The following is a 14,100-nucleotide window of genomic DNA, read 5'->3' as shown; positions in this document are numbered from 1 at the left end:
CATACTGCCGCCCGATGGATTCCGGGCCCGCGCCAGGAGGCGCGTCCCGGAATGACAGAGCAGTTAATGCGACAAAATCTTCGACAAGAACTTCTGCGCGCGGTCGCTGCGCGGCTTGCCGAAGAAATCGTCCTTCGGGGCGTCCTCGACGATCTCGCCGCGGTCCATGAAGATGACACGGTTGGCGACCTTGCGGGCGAAGCCCATCTCGTGCGTGACGACCATCATGGTCATGCCTTCACGGGCGAGGTCGACCATGACGTCCAGCACCTCGCTGACCATCTCGGGGTCGAGCGCCGAGGTCGGCTCGTCGAACAGCATGACGATCGGATCCATCGCGAGCGCGCGCGCAATCGCAACGCGCTGCTGCTGGCCGCCGGAGAGCTGCGCCGGAAACTTCTGCGCCTGCTCCTTCAGGCCGACGCGCTCCAGGAGCTGCATGCCCTTGGTGACCGATTTGTCGTGCCCACGGCCCAGCACCTTCTCCTGCGCGAGGCAGAGATTGTCGATGATCTTGAGGTGCGGGAACAGCTCGAAGTGCTGGAACACCATGCCGACGCGCGAGCGCAGCTTCGGCAGATCGGTCTTGGGATCGTTGACCTTGGTGCCGTCGACCAGGATGTCGCCGCTCTGGAACGGCTCCAGCGCGTTGACGCATTTGATCAGCGTCGACTTGCCCGAGCCCGAGGGGCCGCAGACGACGACGACCTCGCCCTTGGTGACGCTGGTGGTACAGTCGGTCAGCACCTGGAAGGTCGGGCTGTACCATTTGTTGACGTGGCTGATTTCGATCATGACCGACATGCTCTAGCGAATGATGGCGATGCGCGCCTGCAGGCGGCGGACGCCGAAGGACGCGATACAGGAAATGGTGAAGTAGACGAGGGCTGCGAACAGATACATTTCGACCAGACGTCCGTCGCGCTGCGCGACCTTGCTCGCCGCGCCGAGGAAGTCCGTGATCGACAGGACGTAGACCAGCGAGGTGTCCTGGAACAGCACGATGGTCTGCGTGATCAGGACCGGCAGCATGTTGCGGAACGCCTGCGGCAGCACGACGTAGCGCATGGTCTGGGCGTAGGTCAGCCCCAGCGCGCTGGCCGCGGCCGGCTGGCCGCGCGAAATCGACTGGATGCCGGCGCGCATGATCTCGGAGAAATACGCCGCCTCGAACATGATGAAGGTGACGAGCGAGGAGGCGAACGCGCCGACGCTGATCGGACGCGAGGCGCCGGTCAGCCACTGCCCGATATAGGGCACCAGGAAGTAGAACCAGAAGATCACCAGCACCAACGGCAGCGAGCGCATGAAGTCGACATAGAGGCCGGCGATGCGCCCGAGGGTCTTGAGACCGGACAGCCGCATCAGAGCGAGCGCCGTGCCGAAGACCAGGCCACCAAGCGCTGCAAGCCCCGTCAGCGTCAGCGTGAAGGTCATGCCCTCGTAGAACAGATAGGGCAGCGCGCGGCGGATGACGTCGAAATCGAAATTCCCGAGCATGGCGCTATTTCCCCGTGATGTAGCCCGGGATCGCGACCCAGCGCTCGAGGAAGCGCATCGCGGTCACGACGACGGCATTGACGAGGAGATAGAGGATGGTCGCGGCCGTGAAGGCCTCGAACACCTGGAAAGAGAATTCCTGCATCGAGCGCGCTTGTCCCGTCAGCTCGATCAGGCCGATCGTGATGGCCACCGCCGTGTTCTTGATGGTATTGAGGAACTCGGAGGTCAGCGGCGGCAGGATGATGCGGAACGCCATCGGCAGCAGCACGTAGCGGTAACCCTGCACGGTGGTGAGCCCGAGCGCGGTCGCCGCCATCTTCTGCCCGCGCGGCAGCGAGGAGATGCCCGCCTGCAATTGCACCGCGACACGCGCCGACATGAACAGGCCGACGCCGATCGCCGCCGTCCAGAACGGGGCGTTCGGCAACTGCTTGAGCCACAGGCCAGCGGCCCTCGGCAGCAATTCCGGCAGCACGAAGAACCACAGGAAGAGCTGCACCAGCAGCGGCATGTTGCGGAAGAACTCGACCCAGCAGAAGCCGAACCAGTAGGCGCCCCGCGACGGCAGCGTGCGCATGACGCCGACGATCGAGCCGAAGATCAGCGCGATGATCCAGGCGAGCAGCGCCGTCTTGATGGTCAGCGCCAGTCCCGACAGCAGCATGTCGAGATAGGTGCCGGTCCCCATCGGGTTCGGCTCGAAGAAAATTCCCCAGTTCCAGTGGTAGTTCACGTGTCCCCCGCGCGAACGCGCCGCTCATACAGATTGTCCCGGCGCCTATGCAAATGTCCGGCCACTCTCCCTCAAGAGTGGCTGGAATTTCTTCCCTCTCCCCGCGTGCGGGGAATGGGTCAGGGTGAGGGGGGCTCTCCACGAGGGAGGTGATAGTCGGACTCGTGGAGAGTCCCCCTCACCCGGAATTCAAGCTGCGCTGGAATTCCGGCCTCTCCCCGCGCGCGGGGAGAGGCAAGTAACATCTTACTTGTAATCGTCCGGGTTCGGCGAATCCGTCGGCTTGGCGAACTCGTTCTTCAGCTCGGCCGAGATCGGCGTGTTCAGGTTCAGACCCTTCGGCGGGATCTTCTGGGTGAACCACTTGGCGTAGATCTTCTCGCCCTCGCCGGAGGTGTAGAGCGCAGCGGTCGCAGCATCGACCACCTTCTTGAACGGTGCGTCGTCCTTGCGCAGCATGATGCCGTAGGGCTCGGGCTTGGAGAACGCGTCCTTGGAGATCGCGTAGTCATCCGGCGACTTCGAGCCGGCAACGAGGCTGGCGAGCAGGATGTCGTCCATGACGAAGGCGACCGCACGGTCGGTCTCGACCATCAGGAAGGCTTCGGCGTGGTCCTTGGCCGGGATGATGTTGGCGCCGAGGCCCTTCGCGACGTTGGCTTCGGTGAGCTGCTTGATGTTGGTGGTACCGGCGGTCGAGACCACCGTCTTGCCCTTGAGATCGTCGATCGACTTGATGCCACTCGACTTCTTGAAGACGTAGCGGCTCGCGGTCAGGAAGTGCGTGTTGGTGAAGGCGACCTGCTTCTGGCGCTCGGCATTGTTGGTGGTCGAGCCGCATTCGAGGTCGATGGTGCCGTTGGCCATCAGCGGGATACGAGTCGCGGAGGTCACCGGGTTGAGCTTGACCTCGAGCTTGTCGAGCTTGAGTTCCTTCTTCACGGCGTCGACGATCTTGTAACAGATGTCCATCGCGAACCCGATCGGCTTCTGGTTGTCGTCCAGATAGGAGAACGGGATCGAGGAGTCGCGGAAGCCCAGCGTGATGGCGCCGGTGTCCTTGATGTTCTTCAGCGTGCCGGTCAGCTCCTGGGCCCCGGCCTGGCTGACGGCGAAGGTCGCGGCGAGCGCGAGCCCGATGTGACGGAAATCTTTCACTTTTTTCTTCCCCTTTCAGGATGATGCGGCCGGATGCAAGCACAAATCGGCCCGGATTAGAATGTGACTTTTGGCTGGATGGCGGCTCAGGTTAACGGCTCAGGCTGGCGGTTTTGGCAATTCCCCCAGATCCCAGAACAGCCCGGCCATCACCGTCAAGGCCTCTTCGGTCAAAGGCAGCAGGATGTGCTCATTGGGCGCATGCTGGGAGCAGCCGGGATAGGAATGCGGGACCCAGATCGTCGGCAGGCCCAGGATCTCGGAAAAGACGTCGTTGGGCAGCGAGCCGCCGAAATTCGGCAAAACCGCCGGCGGCTTGCCGGTGGTCGCCAGCACCGAATCCGCGGCCCATTTGATCCAGGGACTGTCGAAATCGGTGCGCGATGCAGCAAAGCTCTGGGCCGCCCGCACCTCGACCATCGGAAAGCCCTTGGCGACGAGATGCGCACGGATGGTGTCGATCAAGCCGTCGATCTTGGTGCCGACCACGAAACGCAGTTGCAGCACGGCATTGGCATGGCCGGGAATGGCGTTCGCCGGCTGCTCGATGTTGCCCGAGGACATCGCCAGCACCTCGAGCGTGTTCCAGGCGTAGAGCCGCTCGGCCGCCGACAGCCCTTCCTCGCCCCAGTTCTCGGCGAGCGCCGGCTCGTCAGCGGTCGGCACCACCTCGACGTCGGCAAGATAGCTGCGGATCTGGTTCGTGAGGCGCGGCGGCTTCAGCGCGTCGAGCTGGAGGCGGCCATGGCCGTCGACCAGCGTCGAGATCGCGTTGACCAGGATGGTCGCGGGGTTGGCGAGCACACCGCCCCAATTGCCGGAATGGTGGCCGCCATCGCGCAAATTCACGTCGAGATGAATGCGGATGCCGCCGCGACAGCCGAGAAACAGTGTCGGGCGATCTGCGGACAGGCGCGGCCCGTCTGAGGCCATGAACAAATCGGCCTCGAGCGCGTCGCGATTGAGGTCGCAGACCTTGCCGAGATCGGGCGAGCCGATCTCCTCGCCCATCTCGACGATGAATTTGGCGTTGAAGCCGAGCTTGCCGCCGCGCGCGGCGCGCACCGCACGGAGCGCCGCCATGTTGATGCTGTGCTGGCCCTTGTTGTCGGCCGTGCCGCGGCCATAGAGGCGCGTGCCCGAAAGCGTCGTGCGCCAGGGATCGCGGCCCTCGCGCCACTCGCCTTCCATGCCGTCGACGACGTCGCCATGGCCGTAGACCAGCACGGTCGGGGCGGACGCGCTCTCGTGATGCTCCGCGAACAGGAACGGCGCCTTTCCGCTAGGGGATTCGACGATGCGGCTGGTGAAGTCGAGCGCAGCGAAAGCCGGCTGCATCTCCTGTTCCAGATAGGCGCGCAGCTCCGCGCCGCGCGACGGATTCTGGCTCTCGGTCTTGTAGGCGACGCGACGGTCGAGCTCAGTGAGGAACGCACCGGATTTGAAGTCGTCGCGGGCTCGGGCGATGGCGTCGGCTCTGGTCATTGCTTTCATTTTCAAGGTTTCGACGCGGGCGAACGTAGCGGGCTACATAGGCCGTCGAAAGTGGCGGGGAGTTGGATAGTTCTTGTAGTTCTCTTGCGATTTCTTTCTTGCTCTCTCGAGATTGGCTTGCCAAGAGCGGGAGCGCCGCTGGTTTCGGCCTTGCCAAGCGCACGCGATATGCAAGAACTTCGCCAAATTGGGGCGCACATCTATCATTCGAAGAGCGCGCAGTACAGGGCGCCGAGGGACCAGCATGGCCAAAGAGATCAGGCTCAACGCCTTTGCGATGAATTGCGTCGCACACCAGTCACCGGGCCTGTGGACCCATCCGCGCGACCGCACCACCGACTATCATCGCCTGTCCTACTGGATCGATCTGGCCAGGACCCTGGAACGTGGCCGCTTCGACGGATTGTTCCTGGCGGACGTGCTCGGCGTCTACGACGTCTATGGCAACAGCCCTGACGCAGCCTTGCGCAATGCAGCGCAGACGCCGTCGAACGAGCCGCTGCTGCTGCTGTCGGCAATGGCGGCGGTGACGAAAGACCTGGGGTTCGGCGTCACCAGCAATCTGTCATTCGAGCCGCCCTACCCGTTCGCGCGGCGGATGTCGACACTGGATCATCTCACCGAAGGGCGAATCGGCTGGAACGTCGTCACCGGCTATCTCGACAGCGCCGCGCGCGGCGCCGGCAAGGACAAGCAGACCGGGCACGATGACCGCTACGACATCGCCGACGAATATATGGAGGTCGTCTATAAGCTCTGGGAAGGCAGCTGGGAAGACGACGCCGTGCTGCGCGACCGGGCGCGAGGCATCTTCACCGATCCCGCAAAAGTCCATCGCGTCAATCATGAGGGTGCGAACTACCGCATCAACAACACCATTCACCTCAGCGAGCCGTCGCCGCAGCGCACGCCCGTGCTGTATCAGGCCGGCACCTCGCCACGCGGCCGGCAGTTCGCCGCCAAGCACGCCGAATGCGTGTTCATGTCCGGACCGTCGGCCAAGGTGATCGCGCCGCGGGTCTCCGCGATCCGGCAAGAAGCCGCCGCGCTCGGCCGCAACCCGGCCGAAATCCTGATGTTCTCGATGATGACGATCATCCTTGGAAGGACGGAAGCCGAGGCGAAGGAGAAACACGCCGACTATCGCCGCCATATCAGTCCCGAAGGGGCGCTGGCGCTGATGTCGGGTTGGACTGGCGTCGACTTCTCCGGCTACGACCTCGACCAGCAGGTGCGCCACGTCCAGAACGATGCCGGCCGCAGCGCGATGGACAACGTCACCCGCGCCGATCCTGATCGGGTCTGGACCGTGCGCGACGTCATCGAGCATGTCGGCATCGGCGGCGCCGGTCCCGTCGTGGTCGGCACGCCGGAGATGGTCGCGGACAAGATCGAGGACTGGTTCGAGAAGACCGACGTCGACGGTCTCAATGTGGCCTTCGCGGTCTCGCCCGGCGATTTCGAGGACATCGCCGACATGCTGGTGCCGGAACTGACCCGGCGCGGGCGGTACAAGAGCGAGTATGCCAAGGGCACGTTGCGGGAAAAACTGTTCGGCACCGGCCGCCCGCGGTTGGGTGCGCCACACCCGGCGGCGGGGTACCGGGTGGGGAAGAAGGGTTAGAAGCCCGGTGTCGTGCTGGCCAAGGCCAGGACGACGTTGGAGAGGGAGCGTGCTTCCTCCTCGTCATTGCGAGCGCAGCGAAGCAACCAGGCCGTCATCGCGGAGAGATTCTGGATTGCTTCGCTACGCTCCCAATGACGGTGGAGGCCGCCTACCTACACCTTCCCGTCCACCATAACCTCGATCAGCTTCGTCCCCGGCCGGCCAAACGCGGACGCCAGCGTCGCCTTCAGCTCGCGGGGATCGCCAATCTTGATCGCCTCGCAGCCGAGCGCCTTGGCTACGCCGGCAAAATCCACGGGCGGATCGACAAAATCCATGCCGACGTAATTGTCGTCGCCATGGAAGGCGAGCAGGCGTTGCTTGATGATGCGGTAGCCGCCATTGTTGGCGATGACGACGTTGAGCGGCAGCTTGTGATGCGCCGCAGTCCACAGCGACTGGATCGAATACATCGCGCTGCCGTCGCCTGAGAAGCAGACGACTGGACGATCCGGATTGGCAATGCTGACGCCGACCGAGGCCGGCAGGCCCCAGCCGATGCCGCCGGAGGCAAGACCGTGATAGCCGTAGCGGTCGCGATGCGGCCGCAGCGCCGTTACATGACGGCTGGAGGTGAGCCCTTCATCGACGAGGATCGCATGGTCGGGCATGGCCTCGACCATCTGCAGCACCAGGAAGTCCGGATCGATGGGGTTGCGGCCGGCGCTCTTGCCGATCTGCTCGACCAACGCGGCGCGCCGCGCGCTCCAGTTCTTCGGCCCGAGCTCGGCAAGGCGCTGTTTCGCGCGGCTCGCCAGCCTTGCGCCGCCCATCTCCTTCAGCACCGGGATCAACGCGCGCAGCGTTTCCTTCAGATCCGCCTTCAGCGCGATCTCCGCGCCATAGTTCTTGGCGATCTCCCAATCGACGAGGCCGATCTGCACGACGCCGAGACCGTCAGGCAGCGCGTCGATCTCGCTATAAACCGACATCCGCAAGGGATCGCCGCCCAGCGCGATCAGGAGATCGTAAGGCGCGAGCGTATCGCGCGCCGCCTTCTGCACGCGCGCCAGCGTGCCGAGGAAGCTCGGGCTCTCCGAGAGGAAGTGCGCACCATAAGGCGTCGAGGACTGATATGCCGCAGCGCCGAGCAGCTCGGCGAGCTCGGCCGCCTCCTTCAGCGCATCGCTCTTGACCACCTCGTCCATGGTGACGATCACGGGGCGCTCGGCCTTGAGCAGCCGCGCGGCAAACGCCTGCAGCGCTTCGTCCGATGGCTTTGTCCGCGCATCGATACGGGTGGAGCGGCCGAGATCGATCCCGGCCTCGCTGTTCAGGATATCGCCGGGAAGCGAGATGAACACCGGCCCGGTCGGCGGCGTCATCGCAACCTTGGCGGCACGGCGCACGATGCGCGGCAGATCCTCCAGCCGCGTCACCTCGACCGCCCATTTCACCAGCGGCTCGGCCATGCGCACCAGCGGGCCGTAGAGCACCGGCTCCATCAGGCCATGGCCCTGCTCCTGCTGGCCCGCGGTCAAGATCATCGGCGTGCCCGTGAACTGGGCGTTGTAGAGCGAGCCCATCGCGTTGCCGAGGCCGGGTGCGACATGGACGTTGCAGGCGACGAGCTTGCCGGAAGCGCGGCTGTAGCCGTCGGCGATCGCGACCACCAGGCTCTCCTGCATCGCCATCACATAGGTCAAGTCAGGATGGTCCTTCAGCGCGTGCATGATCGGCAATTCGGTGGTGCCGGGATTGCCGAACAGGTGCGTGATGCCCTCGTCCTTGAGCAGCGCGAGAAAGGCGGAGCGGCCGGTGATCTTGTTCTTCATGCTTCCTCCAGGAGCGGACGTTGCCGCAAGGACGGAAAGCATGATGGCCGAAGTCGCAGGAGGCGCGCAAGGAAGCGCGGTCATGGCTGCGTTGCGTGGTCGCGGAGCTACATCTCCTCCCGCCCCAGCTCGAAAGGATCCTCGCCGCTAGCGCGCTTCTTCTTTTTCGCGCGCTGCCACACCACGCCCGGAAAACCCTTCAGCGGCACCAGGGGCTCGCCGGTATAGGCCCATTCCTGCAGCTCCTCGATCGCAATGTGATACAGCGGCCGGCGGCCGGTGCGTTCCGTGAACAGCGCGCGAGGAATGTTGACCATGTGCGGCCCGCGCGGGCGCTCATACGCGATCGGCGTGCCGCAATGCGAGCAGAAGCTGCGCGCGGTCTTGGTGGCCTTGTCCTCGTAGCGGGTCAGCGCAGTCTTGCCCGAGGTGATGCGAAAGCGCTTCTTCCAGCTTCCGACATAGGTGGCGTAGGCCGCGCCATGGGCGCGCCGGCTACTGGCAGAGTGATCATGCCAGGCCCAGCGCGCGGGGACGTCGATCTCGAAGGTGACCTTGCCGCAGAGGCATTGGCCGGTGGCGGTTCCTGCGGCACCTGCGGCTTTGGCCATGATTGCTTTCTCCGTCGTCATTGCGAGCGCAGCGAAGCAATCCAGGCTGCCTCCGCGAAAAGATTCTGGATTGCTTCGCTGCGCTCGCAATGACGGAATTTGTGGTGCCGTCGGAGCCTGAACAATAGGCTCGTAGCCCGGATGAGCGAAGCGACATCCGGGAAAAGACTTGCTCTGGCGAAAGTCCCGGTTATCGCTTCGCTCATCCGGGCTACGGCAGAGTCACGCCGGCGTCAGCTCGTCGTACACCGGGTAATCCGTATACCCCTTCTCCTCGCCGCCATAGAACGTCGCGCGGTTGTAGGGCGTGATCGGGTAATCGTGCTCCAGGCGCCGCGGCAGGTCCGGGTTGGAGATGAAGATGCGGCCGAAGGCGATGATGTCGGCGTGTCCCTCGGCGATCGCCGCGTTCGCGCTCTCGCCGGTAAAGCCGCCGGCGGTCATCAGCACGCCGCTGTAGAGCGGCCGGAACAGCACCATGGCGGAGGGCACGTTGTCCCAGTGGACATCGGCGCGGCCGGCGCCGCTGGAGCGCGGTTCGATCAAATGCAGATAGGCCAGACCCAGCTTGCCCAGCGCCTTCACGACGTACGTATAGAGCGGCATCGGATCGGGCTCGCCGGAATCGTTGGCGATACCGTGCGGTGACAGCCGCACGGCAACGCGGTTCGCCCCCCACACGTCGATCGCAGCCTGCGTGACCTCGAGCAGAAGCCGCGCCCGGTTCTCGATCGATCCGCCATATTGATCGCTGCGCTGGTTGCTGCGCGATTGCAGGAACTGCTCGAGCAGATAGCCATTGGCGCCGTGGATCTCGACACCGTCGAAGCCGGCGGCCAGCGCGTTCTTCGCGCCCTGCCGGAAGGCCTCGACGATGCCCTTGACCTCCTCCGTCTCCAGCGCGCGCGGCGTCTCGTAATCGGCGATCTTGCCGTCGGCAGTCATCGCCTTCATGCCTTCGGCCTTGATCGCAATCGCCGAGGCCGAGACCGGCAGCTCACCGCCATGGAAAGAGGAATGCGAGACGCGGCCGACATGCCAGAGCTGGAGGAAGATGATGCCGCCCTTGGCGTGCACGGCATCCGTCACCTTACGCCAGCCGGCGATCTGCGCGTCCGTATAGATGCCCGGCGTCGCCGGGTTGCCGCGGCCGTGGGAGAGCACCGGCGAGGCCTCGGCGATGATCAGGCCGCCCTTGGTCGCGCGCTGGCCGTAATATTCGGCGTTGAGCGGCCGCGGCGAAAAGCTCTCGCGCTCGGCCCGCATGCGCGTCAACGGCGCCATCGCGACGCGATGGGCGAGCTTGTACGGACCGACCTGCAACGGTTGAAACAACGCCTCGAATTTCATGCGAACTCCGGATGCTATGAAAGGATGCGGATCATATAGCGACGGGCGGCCCCTCGAAAAGGTGCCGCCCGTGCAATAGCAGATATTCCCCGCCGCGGAACGCGGAAGGGAACAGATGTTACGCCGTCTTGATCCAGACCGCCTTCACGTTGAGATATTCCTCGACATGCTGCTTGCCGGACTCGCGGCCATAGCCGCTCATCTTGTAACCGCCGAACGGCACGGCCGGATCCATCGCCTGGTAACAATTCACCCACACCGAGCCGGCGCGCAGGCGCTTCGCCACCGCATGCGCCTTGGTGACGTCGCGCGTCCACAGGCCGGAGCCGAGGCCGAATGTGGTGTTGTTGGCGCGCTTGACCAGCTCGTCCATGTCCTTGAACGCGATCGCGGAGATGACGGGACCGAAGATCTCCTCCTGCGCGATCCGCATGTTGTCCTGGACACCGGCGAACACCGTCGGCGAGACGAAGAAGCCCTTCGACAATGCGCCTTCAGTGACGCGGCCGCCGCCGGCAAGCGCCTGCGCGCCTTCCTTCTGGCCGATGTCGAGATAGCCGGTGACGCGTTCGAGCTGCTGCTCGGAAACCAGCGGGCCGATCTGCACGTTGGGATCGAGGCCGTTGCCGACCTGCAGCTTCTTGCCGAACTCGGCGACGCGGCCGACGAACTCGTCGTAGATCGCCTGCTCGACGAACAGGCGCGTGCCGGCGCTGCAGATCTGCCCCGAATTGGCGAACACCGCCATCGCCGCGCCAGGCACGGCGGCATCGAGATCGGCATCGGCAAACACGATGTCCGGCGACTTGCCGCCGAGCTCGAGCGAGACGCGCTTGAGGTTGCCGGCCGAAGCGCGGATGATCGACTGGCCGGTGACATGCGAGCCGGTGAAGGCGACCTTGTCGACGTCGTGATGCGAGGCGAGCGCGGCGCCGGCGGTCTCGCCATAGCCGGGCACGACATTGACGACGCCGGGCGGAATGCCGGCTTCCATCGCGAGCTCGGCGATGCGCAGCGAGGTCAGCGGCGCCTCCTCGGCGGGCTTGAGCACCACGGTGCAGCCGGTCGCGACCGCAGGCCCGATCTTCCAGATCGTCGCGGAGAGCGGACCGTTCCAGGGAATGATGGCGCCGACGACGCCGACCGGCTCCTTCAGCGTGTAGGAGAAGATTTCGCCCGGCAGCGAGTTCTCGATGGTCTCGCCATGGATCGCCGTGGTCTGGCCGGCGTAGTAGCGCAGCATGCCTATGGCACGCAGGCGATAGGCGCGCGTGCGGCTGAGCGGCGCGCCCATGTCGAGCGTGTCGAGCTGCGACAATTCGTCGAAGTTCTTTTCGACGAGGTCGGCGAGCCTAAGCAGCAGGTTCTGCCGCTCGAACGGCTTGACCTTGCTCCAAGGCCCCTCGAAGGCGCGGCGGGCCGCGGCGACCGCACGGTCGATGTCTTCCTTGTCGCCCTCGGCGACCGTCGCGAGCAGTTCGCCGGTGGCTGGATTGCGGGTCTCGAAGCGCTTGCCGGAGGCCGCGTCGACCCACTTGCCGTCGATCAGCATCTGCTTGTAGGACCCGTTTGCGAACGGGTGGCGCGTGATCGGAATAGCCTGCGACACAGCCATGGCGGCACTCCCTGTCAGATCATTGATTGGGTTCGATCTCGCTGGGATCGTTAGGTCGAGCAGAATACAGCGGTGCCGGAAGGGCGTAAAGGCGGCGAGGAACGAACATCGTGTGCCCGGACAATGACGTGCCGCGCGCCGTGGACGAAAAGCGCATGCTGTGGGCGGCGGGCGATACCGTCGAGAACCGCCCGCCGCTGTCGCGCTGGCACCCGGATTATGCGGATGCGTTCGAGAGATTCGTGAAGGGGGAGTAGGCTTGCACGGTTCTCTCACTCCCTCGCCCCGTTCTTACGTGGAGAGGTGAAGCGCCCTACAGCGTCTCTTGCTTGTGCCCGCAATTCTTGCAGGCGAACTTGACGCGGGTCTGGCCTTTTTCCGCCTGCACCCGGTTCGGCGCGCCGCACCTGCCGCAGACGGCCTCGATGCGGGTCGCGCCCTGCTTGACGACGATGGTCTTCTTTTCCATCGATTCGCGGATCAGGCGCTCGGCCTCCTCACGCAGGGATTGTTTCGACAAAGCTCGTCTCCGCCTCTGAAAGCGCGAGAGCCATATCGCACCTGTATTCAAATCACAATGCGCAAAGCCCGCTCAGACCTCAACGATCACATAACTGTCCTCGACATGCACCGGAAACGTCTCGGCAACATAGGGGCCCTTCTGCAATTCCTCGCCGCGCTCCACCGCGACCGGATATGACCGGATCCTGACGCGCTTGGGATCGAACCAGGACTGGCCGTTGCGCATGTCGAACTCCCAGCCGTGCCAGGGACAGCGCAGCATCTCGCCGACGCGCGAGCGCTCGTAAACGCCCGGCTCGGGCGAGGTCAGCCGCGCCACGCAGGCCGCCTTCTCCAGCGGCGCTCCTTCATGCGGGCAGCGGTTCAGAAGCGCGAAGAACTCGCCGTTGACGTGGAACACCACGATGTCGCGGCCGGCGACAGCGACGACCTTGTTGCCGCCGGGCGGGATCTCCGAGGTGGTAGCGACGATGTGACGGGCCATACTGTCTCAGAATTTATAGACCGCACGCGCATTGGTGCTGAAGATCTTCCTTCGCTCCGCCTCGGACAGCGGCGTCTTGAAGGCGAAGCGTGGGTCGTCGAAATCCCAGTGCGGATAGTCCGACGAGAACAGCAAGCGGTCGACGCCGACCCATTCGATCAGCGCGCGCAGGTGCCGCGCCTCGTCAGGCTCGTCGATCGGCTGGGTCGTGAACCAGAAATGCTCGCGGACATATTCGGACGGCTTGCGCTTGAGATGCGGCACCTCGCTGCGGAAGCGCTCGAAATGCTGGTCCATGCGCCACACCGCCGAGGGAATCCAGCCGAACCCGCCTTCGATGAAGACGATCTTCAGTCTTGGGAAGCGCTCCGGCACGCCTTCGATGACGAGGCTCGCAAGCTGCGCCGCGATGGTATGCGCGTTCGACTGATGCTCCTCGACATAATAAGACGGCCAGCCGCCACCGGTCGGCGCATGTCCGCCATAGCCGCCGACATGGATACCGAGCGGCAGGTCAAGCTCCTGGGCACGCTCGTAGATCGGCCAGTAACGTCGGCGGCCGAGCGGCTCGTTGGCGCGCGGCGAGACATTGATCTGGATGTACTCGCCGGTTTTCGCGCAGCGCTCGATCTCGGCAATCGCGAGATCCACCCCGTCCTGCCCGACCAGGATCGAGGCCTTCAGGCGCGGATCGCGATGCGACCAGAACGCCAGCTGCCAGTCGTTGATGGCGCGCTGGATCGCAGCGCCGAATTCGAGGTTCTGCTGCGAGAAGATGAAGAGATCGAGCACCTGCAAAATGCCGAACTCGACGTCGAGGGGATCGAGATGCTGCTTCTGCATGAAGGCGAGATCGGAGCCGGGCGGCCCGCCGGTCGGCGGCCAGGCATCCCGCCGCGCGATCAGCGGCGAGGAGCGCGGATAGGGTGTGGTGAACAGGTACGGCGTGCGCAGATGGCTGCCATATTCCTTCAGATGCTGCTGCCACCGTTGCGGCAGGAATTCTTTGAGGTCGTCGACCGAGTGCAGGCTCGGATGCACGTCGCAGTCGACGATGCGCAGCTTTGATGCGGCGGGTTTCTCGTCGTCACGCAGCGGCCGGTCGATGACCTCACTCATGCGAACCTCCAAACTCTTTGTTTGCGCATGATCTTATCGGAAAGCCGGTGCCTACGTTTCCGGATCATGC

Annotated in this window: 13 protein-coding genes and 1 pseudogene; 2 read left to right on the top strand and 12 right to left on the bottom strand. The window is 64.5% G+C overall.

What is annotated here, in order from left to right:
- Positions 1 to 63: 63 nt before the first annotated feature.
- The 5 genes from ACRQ5Q_RS04870 to ACRQ5Q_RS04850 all read right to left on the bottom strand — a co-directional run bounded on the left by ACRQ5Q_RS04870 (position 64) and on the right by ACRQ5Q_RS04850 (position 4,879).
- A complete protein-coding gene (locus tag ACRQ5Q_RS04870; protein WP_439371262.1) occupies positions 64 to 795 on the bottom strand; it encodes an amino acid ABC transporter ATP-binding protein in 732 nt (243 codons plus the stop codon).
- A gap of 12 nt (positions 796 to 807) precedes the next feature.
- Entirely contained in the window at positions 808 to 1,500 is a 693-nt protein-coding gene (locus ACRQ5Q_RS04865) for an amino acid ABC transporter permease (RefSeq protein WP_439371264.1), read from the bottom strand.
- A 4-nt stretch (positions 1,501 to 1,504) separates the two neighbouring features.
- Complete coding sequence (locus ACRQ5Q_RS04860; RefSeq protein WP_439371266.1) at positions 1,505 to 2,236, bottom strand: amino acid ABC transporter permease; 732 nt, start codon at positions 2,234 to 2,236, stop codon at positions 1,505 to 1,507.
- Positions 2,237 to 2,482: 246 nt separating this feature from the next.
- Complete coding sequence (locus tag ACRQ5Q_RS04855) at positions 2,483 to 3,394, bottom strand: amino acid ABC transporter substrate-binding protein (protein WP_439396273.1); 912 nt, start codon at positions 3,392 to 3,394, stop codon at positions 2,483 to 2,485.
- 99 nt (positions 3,395 to 3,493) lie between these two features.
- A complete protein-coding gene (locus ACRQ5Q_RS04850; RefSeq protein WP_439396271.1) occupies positions 3,494 to 4,879 on the bottom strand; it encodes a M20 family metallopeptidase in 1,386 nt (461 codons plus the stop codon).
- A gap of 253 nt (positions 4,880 to 5,132) precedes the next feature.
- Between ACRQ5Q_RS04850 and ACRQ5Q_RS04845 the strand changes: the two genes are divergently transcribed.
- Positions 5,133 to 6,512 carry an LLM class flavin-dependent oxidoreductase gene (locus tag ACRQ5Q_RS04845; protein ID WP_439396269.1) on the top strand — a complete coding sequence of 460 codons (1,380 nt, stop codon included), beginning with the start codon at positions 5,133 to 5,135 and terminating at the stop codon, positions 6,510 to 6,512.
- A gap of 155 nt (positions 6,513 to 6,667) precedes the next feature.
- Here ACRQ5Q_RS04845 and ACRQ5Q_RS04840 read toward each other — a convergent pair whose 3' ends face one another.
- The 4 genes from ACRQ5Q_RS04840 to ACRQ5Q_RS04825 form a co-directional block, all read right to left on the bottom strand.
- Positions 6,668 to 8,329 (bottom strand): thiamine pyrophosphate-binding protein, encoded by a 1,662-nt coding sequence (locus tag ACRQ5Q_RS04840; RefSeq protein ID WP_439371270.1) that lies wholly within the window; start codon positions 8,327 to 8,329, stop codon positions 6,668 to 6,670.
- 107 nt (positions 8,330 to 8,436) lie between these two features.
- Positions 8,437 to 8,940, bottom strand: coding sequence for a GFA family protein (locus ACRQ5Q_RS04835; protein WP_439371271.1), 504 nt, complete (start codon positions 8,938 to 8,940; stop codon positions 8,437 to 8,439).
- Between the two features lie 222 nt (positions 8,941 to 9,162).
- The gene (locus tag ACRQ5Q_RS04830) at positions 9,163 to 10,290 is read right to left on the bottom strand and encodes an alkene reductase (RefSeq protein ID WP_439396267.1); all 1,128 of its coding nucleotides are present in this window, start codon (positions 10,288 to 10,290) and stop codon (positions 9,163 to 9,165) included.
- A 118-nt stretch (positions 10,291 to 10,408) separates the two neighbouring features.
- Positions 10,409 to 11,905, bottom strand: coding sequence for an aldehyde dehydrogenase family protein (locus tag ACRQ5Q_RS04825; RefSeq protein WP_439371273.1), 1,497 nt, complete (start codon positions 11,903 to 11,905; stop codon positions 10,409 to 10,411).
- Between the two features lie 107 nt (positions 11,906 to 12,012).
- Between ACRQ5Q_RS04825 and ACRQ5Q_RS04820 the strand changes: the two are divergent.
- A pseudogene (locus ACRQ5Q_RS04820) lies at positions 12,013 to 12,162 on the top strand (short-chain dehydrogenase); the annotation flags it as partial.
- 56 nt (positions 12,163 to 12,218) lie between these two features.
- On the opposite strand, the gene ACRQ5Q_RS04815 reads toward ACRQ5Q_RS04820, so the two are convergent.
- The 3 genes from ACRQ5Q_RS04815 to ACRQ5Q_RS04805 all read right to left on the bottom strand — a co-directional run bounded on the left by ACRQ5Q_RS04815 (position 12,219) and on the right by ACRQ5Q_RS04805 (position 14,030).
- The gene (locus tag ACRQ5Q_RS04815; RefSeq protein ID WP_439396265.1) at positions 12,219 to 12,425 is read right to left on the bottom strand and encodes a hypothetical protein; all 207 of its coding nucleotides are present in this window, start codon (positions 12,423 to 12,425) and stop codon (positions 12,219 to 12,221) included.
- 72 nt (positions 12,426 to 12,497) lie between these two features.
- Positions 12,498 to 12,911, bottom strand: coding sequence for a Rieske (2Fe-2S) protein (locus tag ACRQ5Q_RS04810; protein WP_439371275.1), 414 nt, complete (start codon positions 12,909 to 12,911; stop codon positions 12,498 to 12,500).
- 6 nt (positions 12,912 to 12,917) lie between these two features.
- Positions 12,918 to 14,030 (bottom strand): amidohydrolase family protein, encoded by a 1,113-nt coding sequence (locus tag ACRQ5Q_RS04805; RefSeq protein WP_439396264.1) that lies wholly within the window; start codon positions 14,028 to 14,030, stop codon positions 12,918 to 12,920.
- Positions 14,031 to 14,100 lie beyond the last annotated feature (70 nt).

This window comes from Bradyrhizobium sp. PMVTL-01 (genome assembly GCF_051861855.1).
Classification (GTDB): domain Bacteria; phylum Pseudomonadota; class Alphaproteobacteria; order Rhizobiales; family Xanthobacteraceae; genus Bradyrhizobium.
This window is presented reverse-complemented; position numbering and strand designations above follow the sequence as displayed.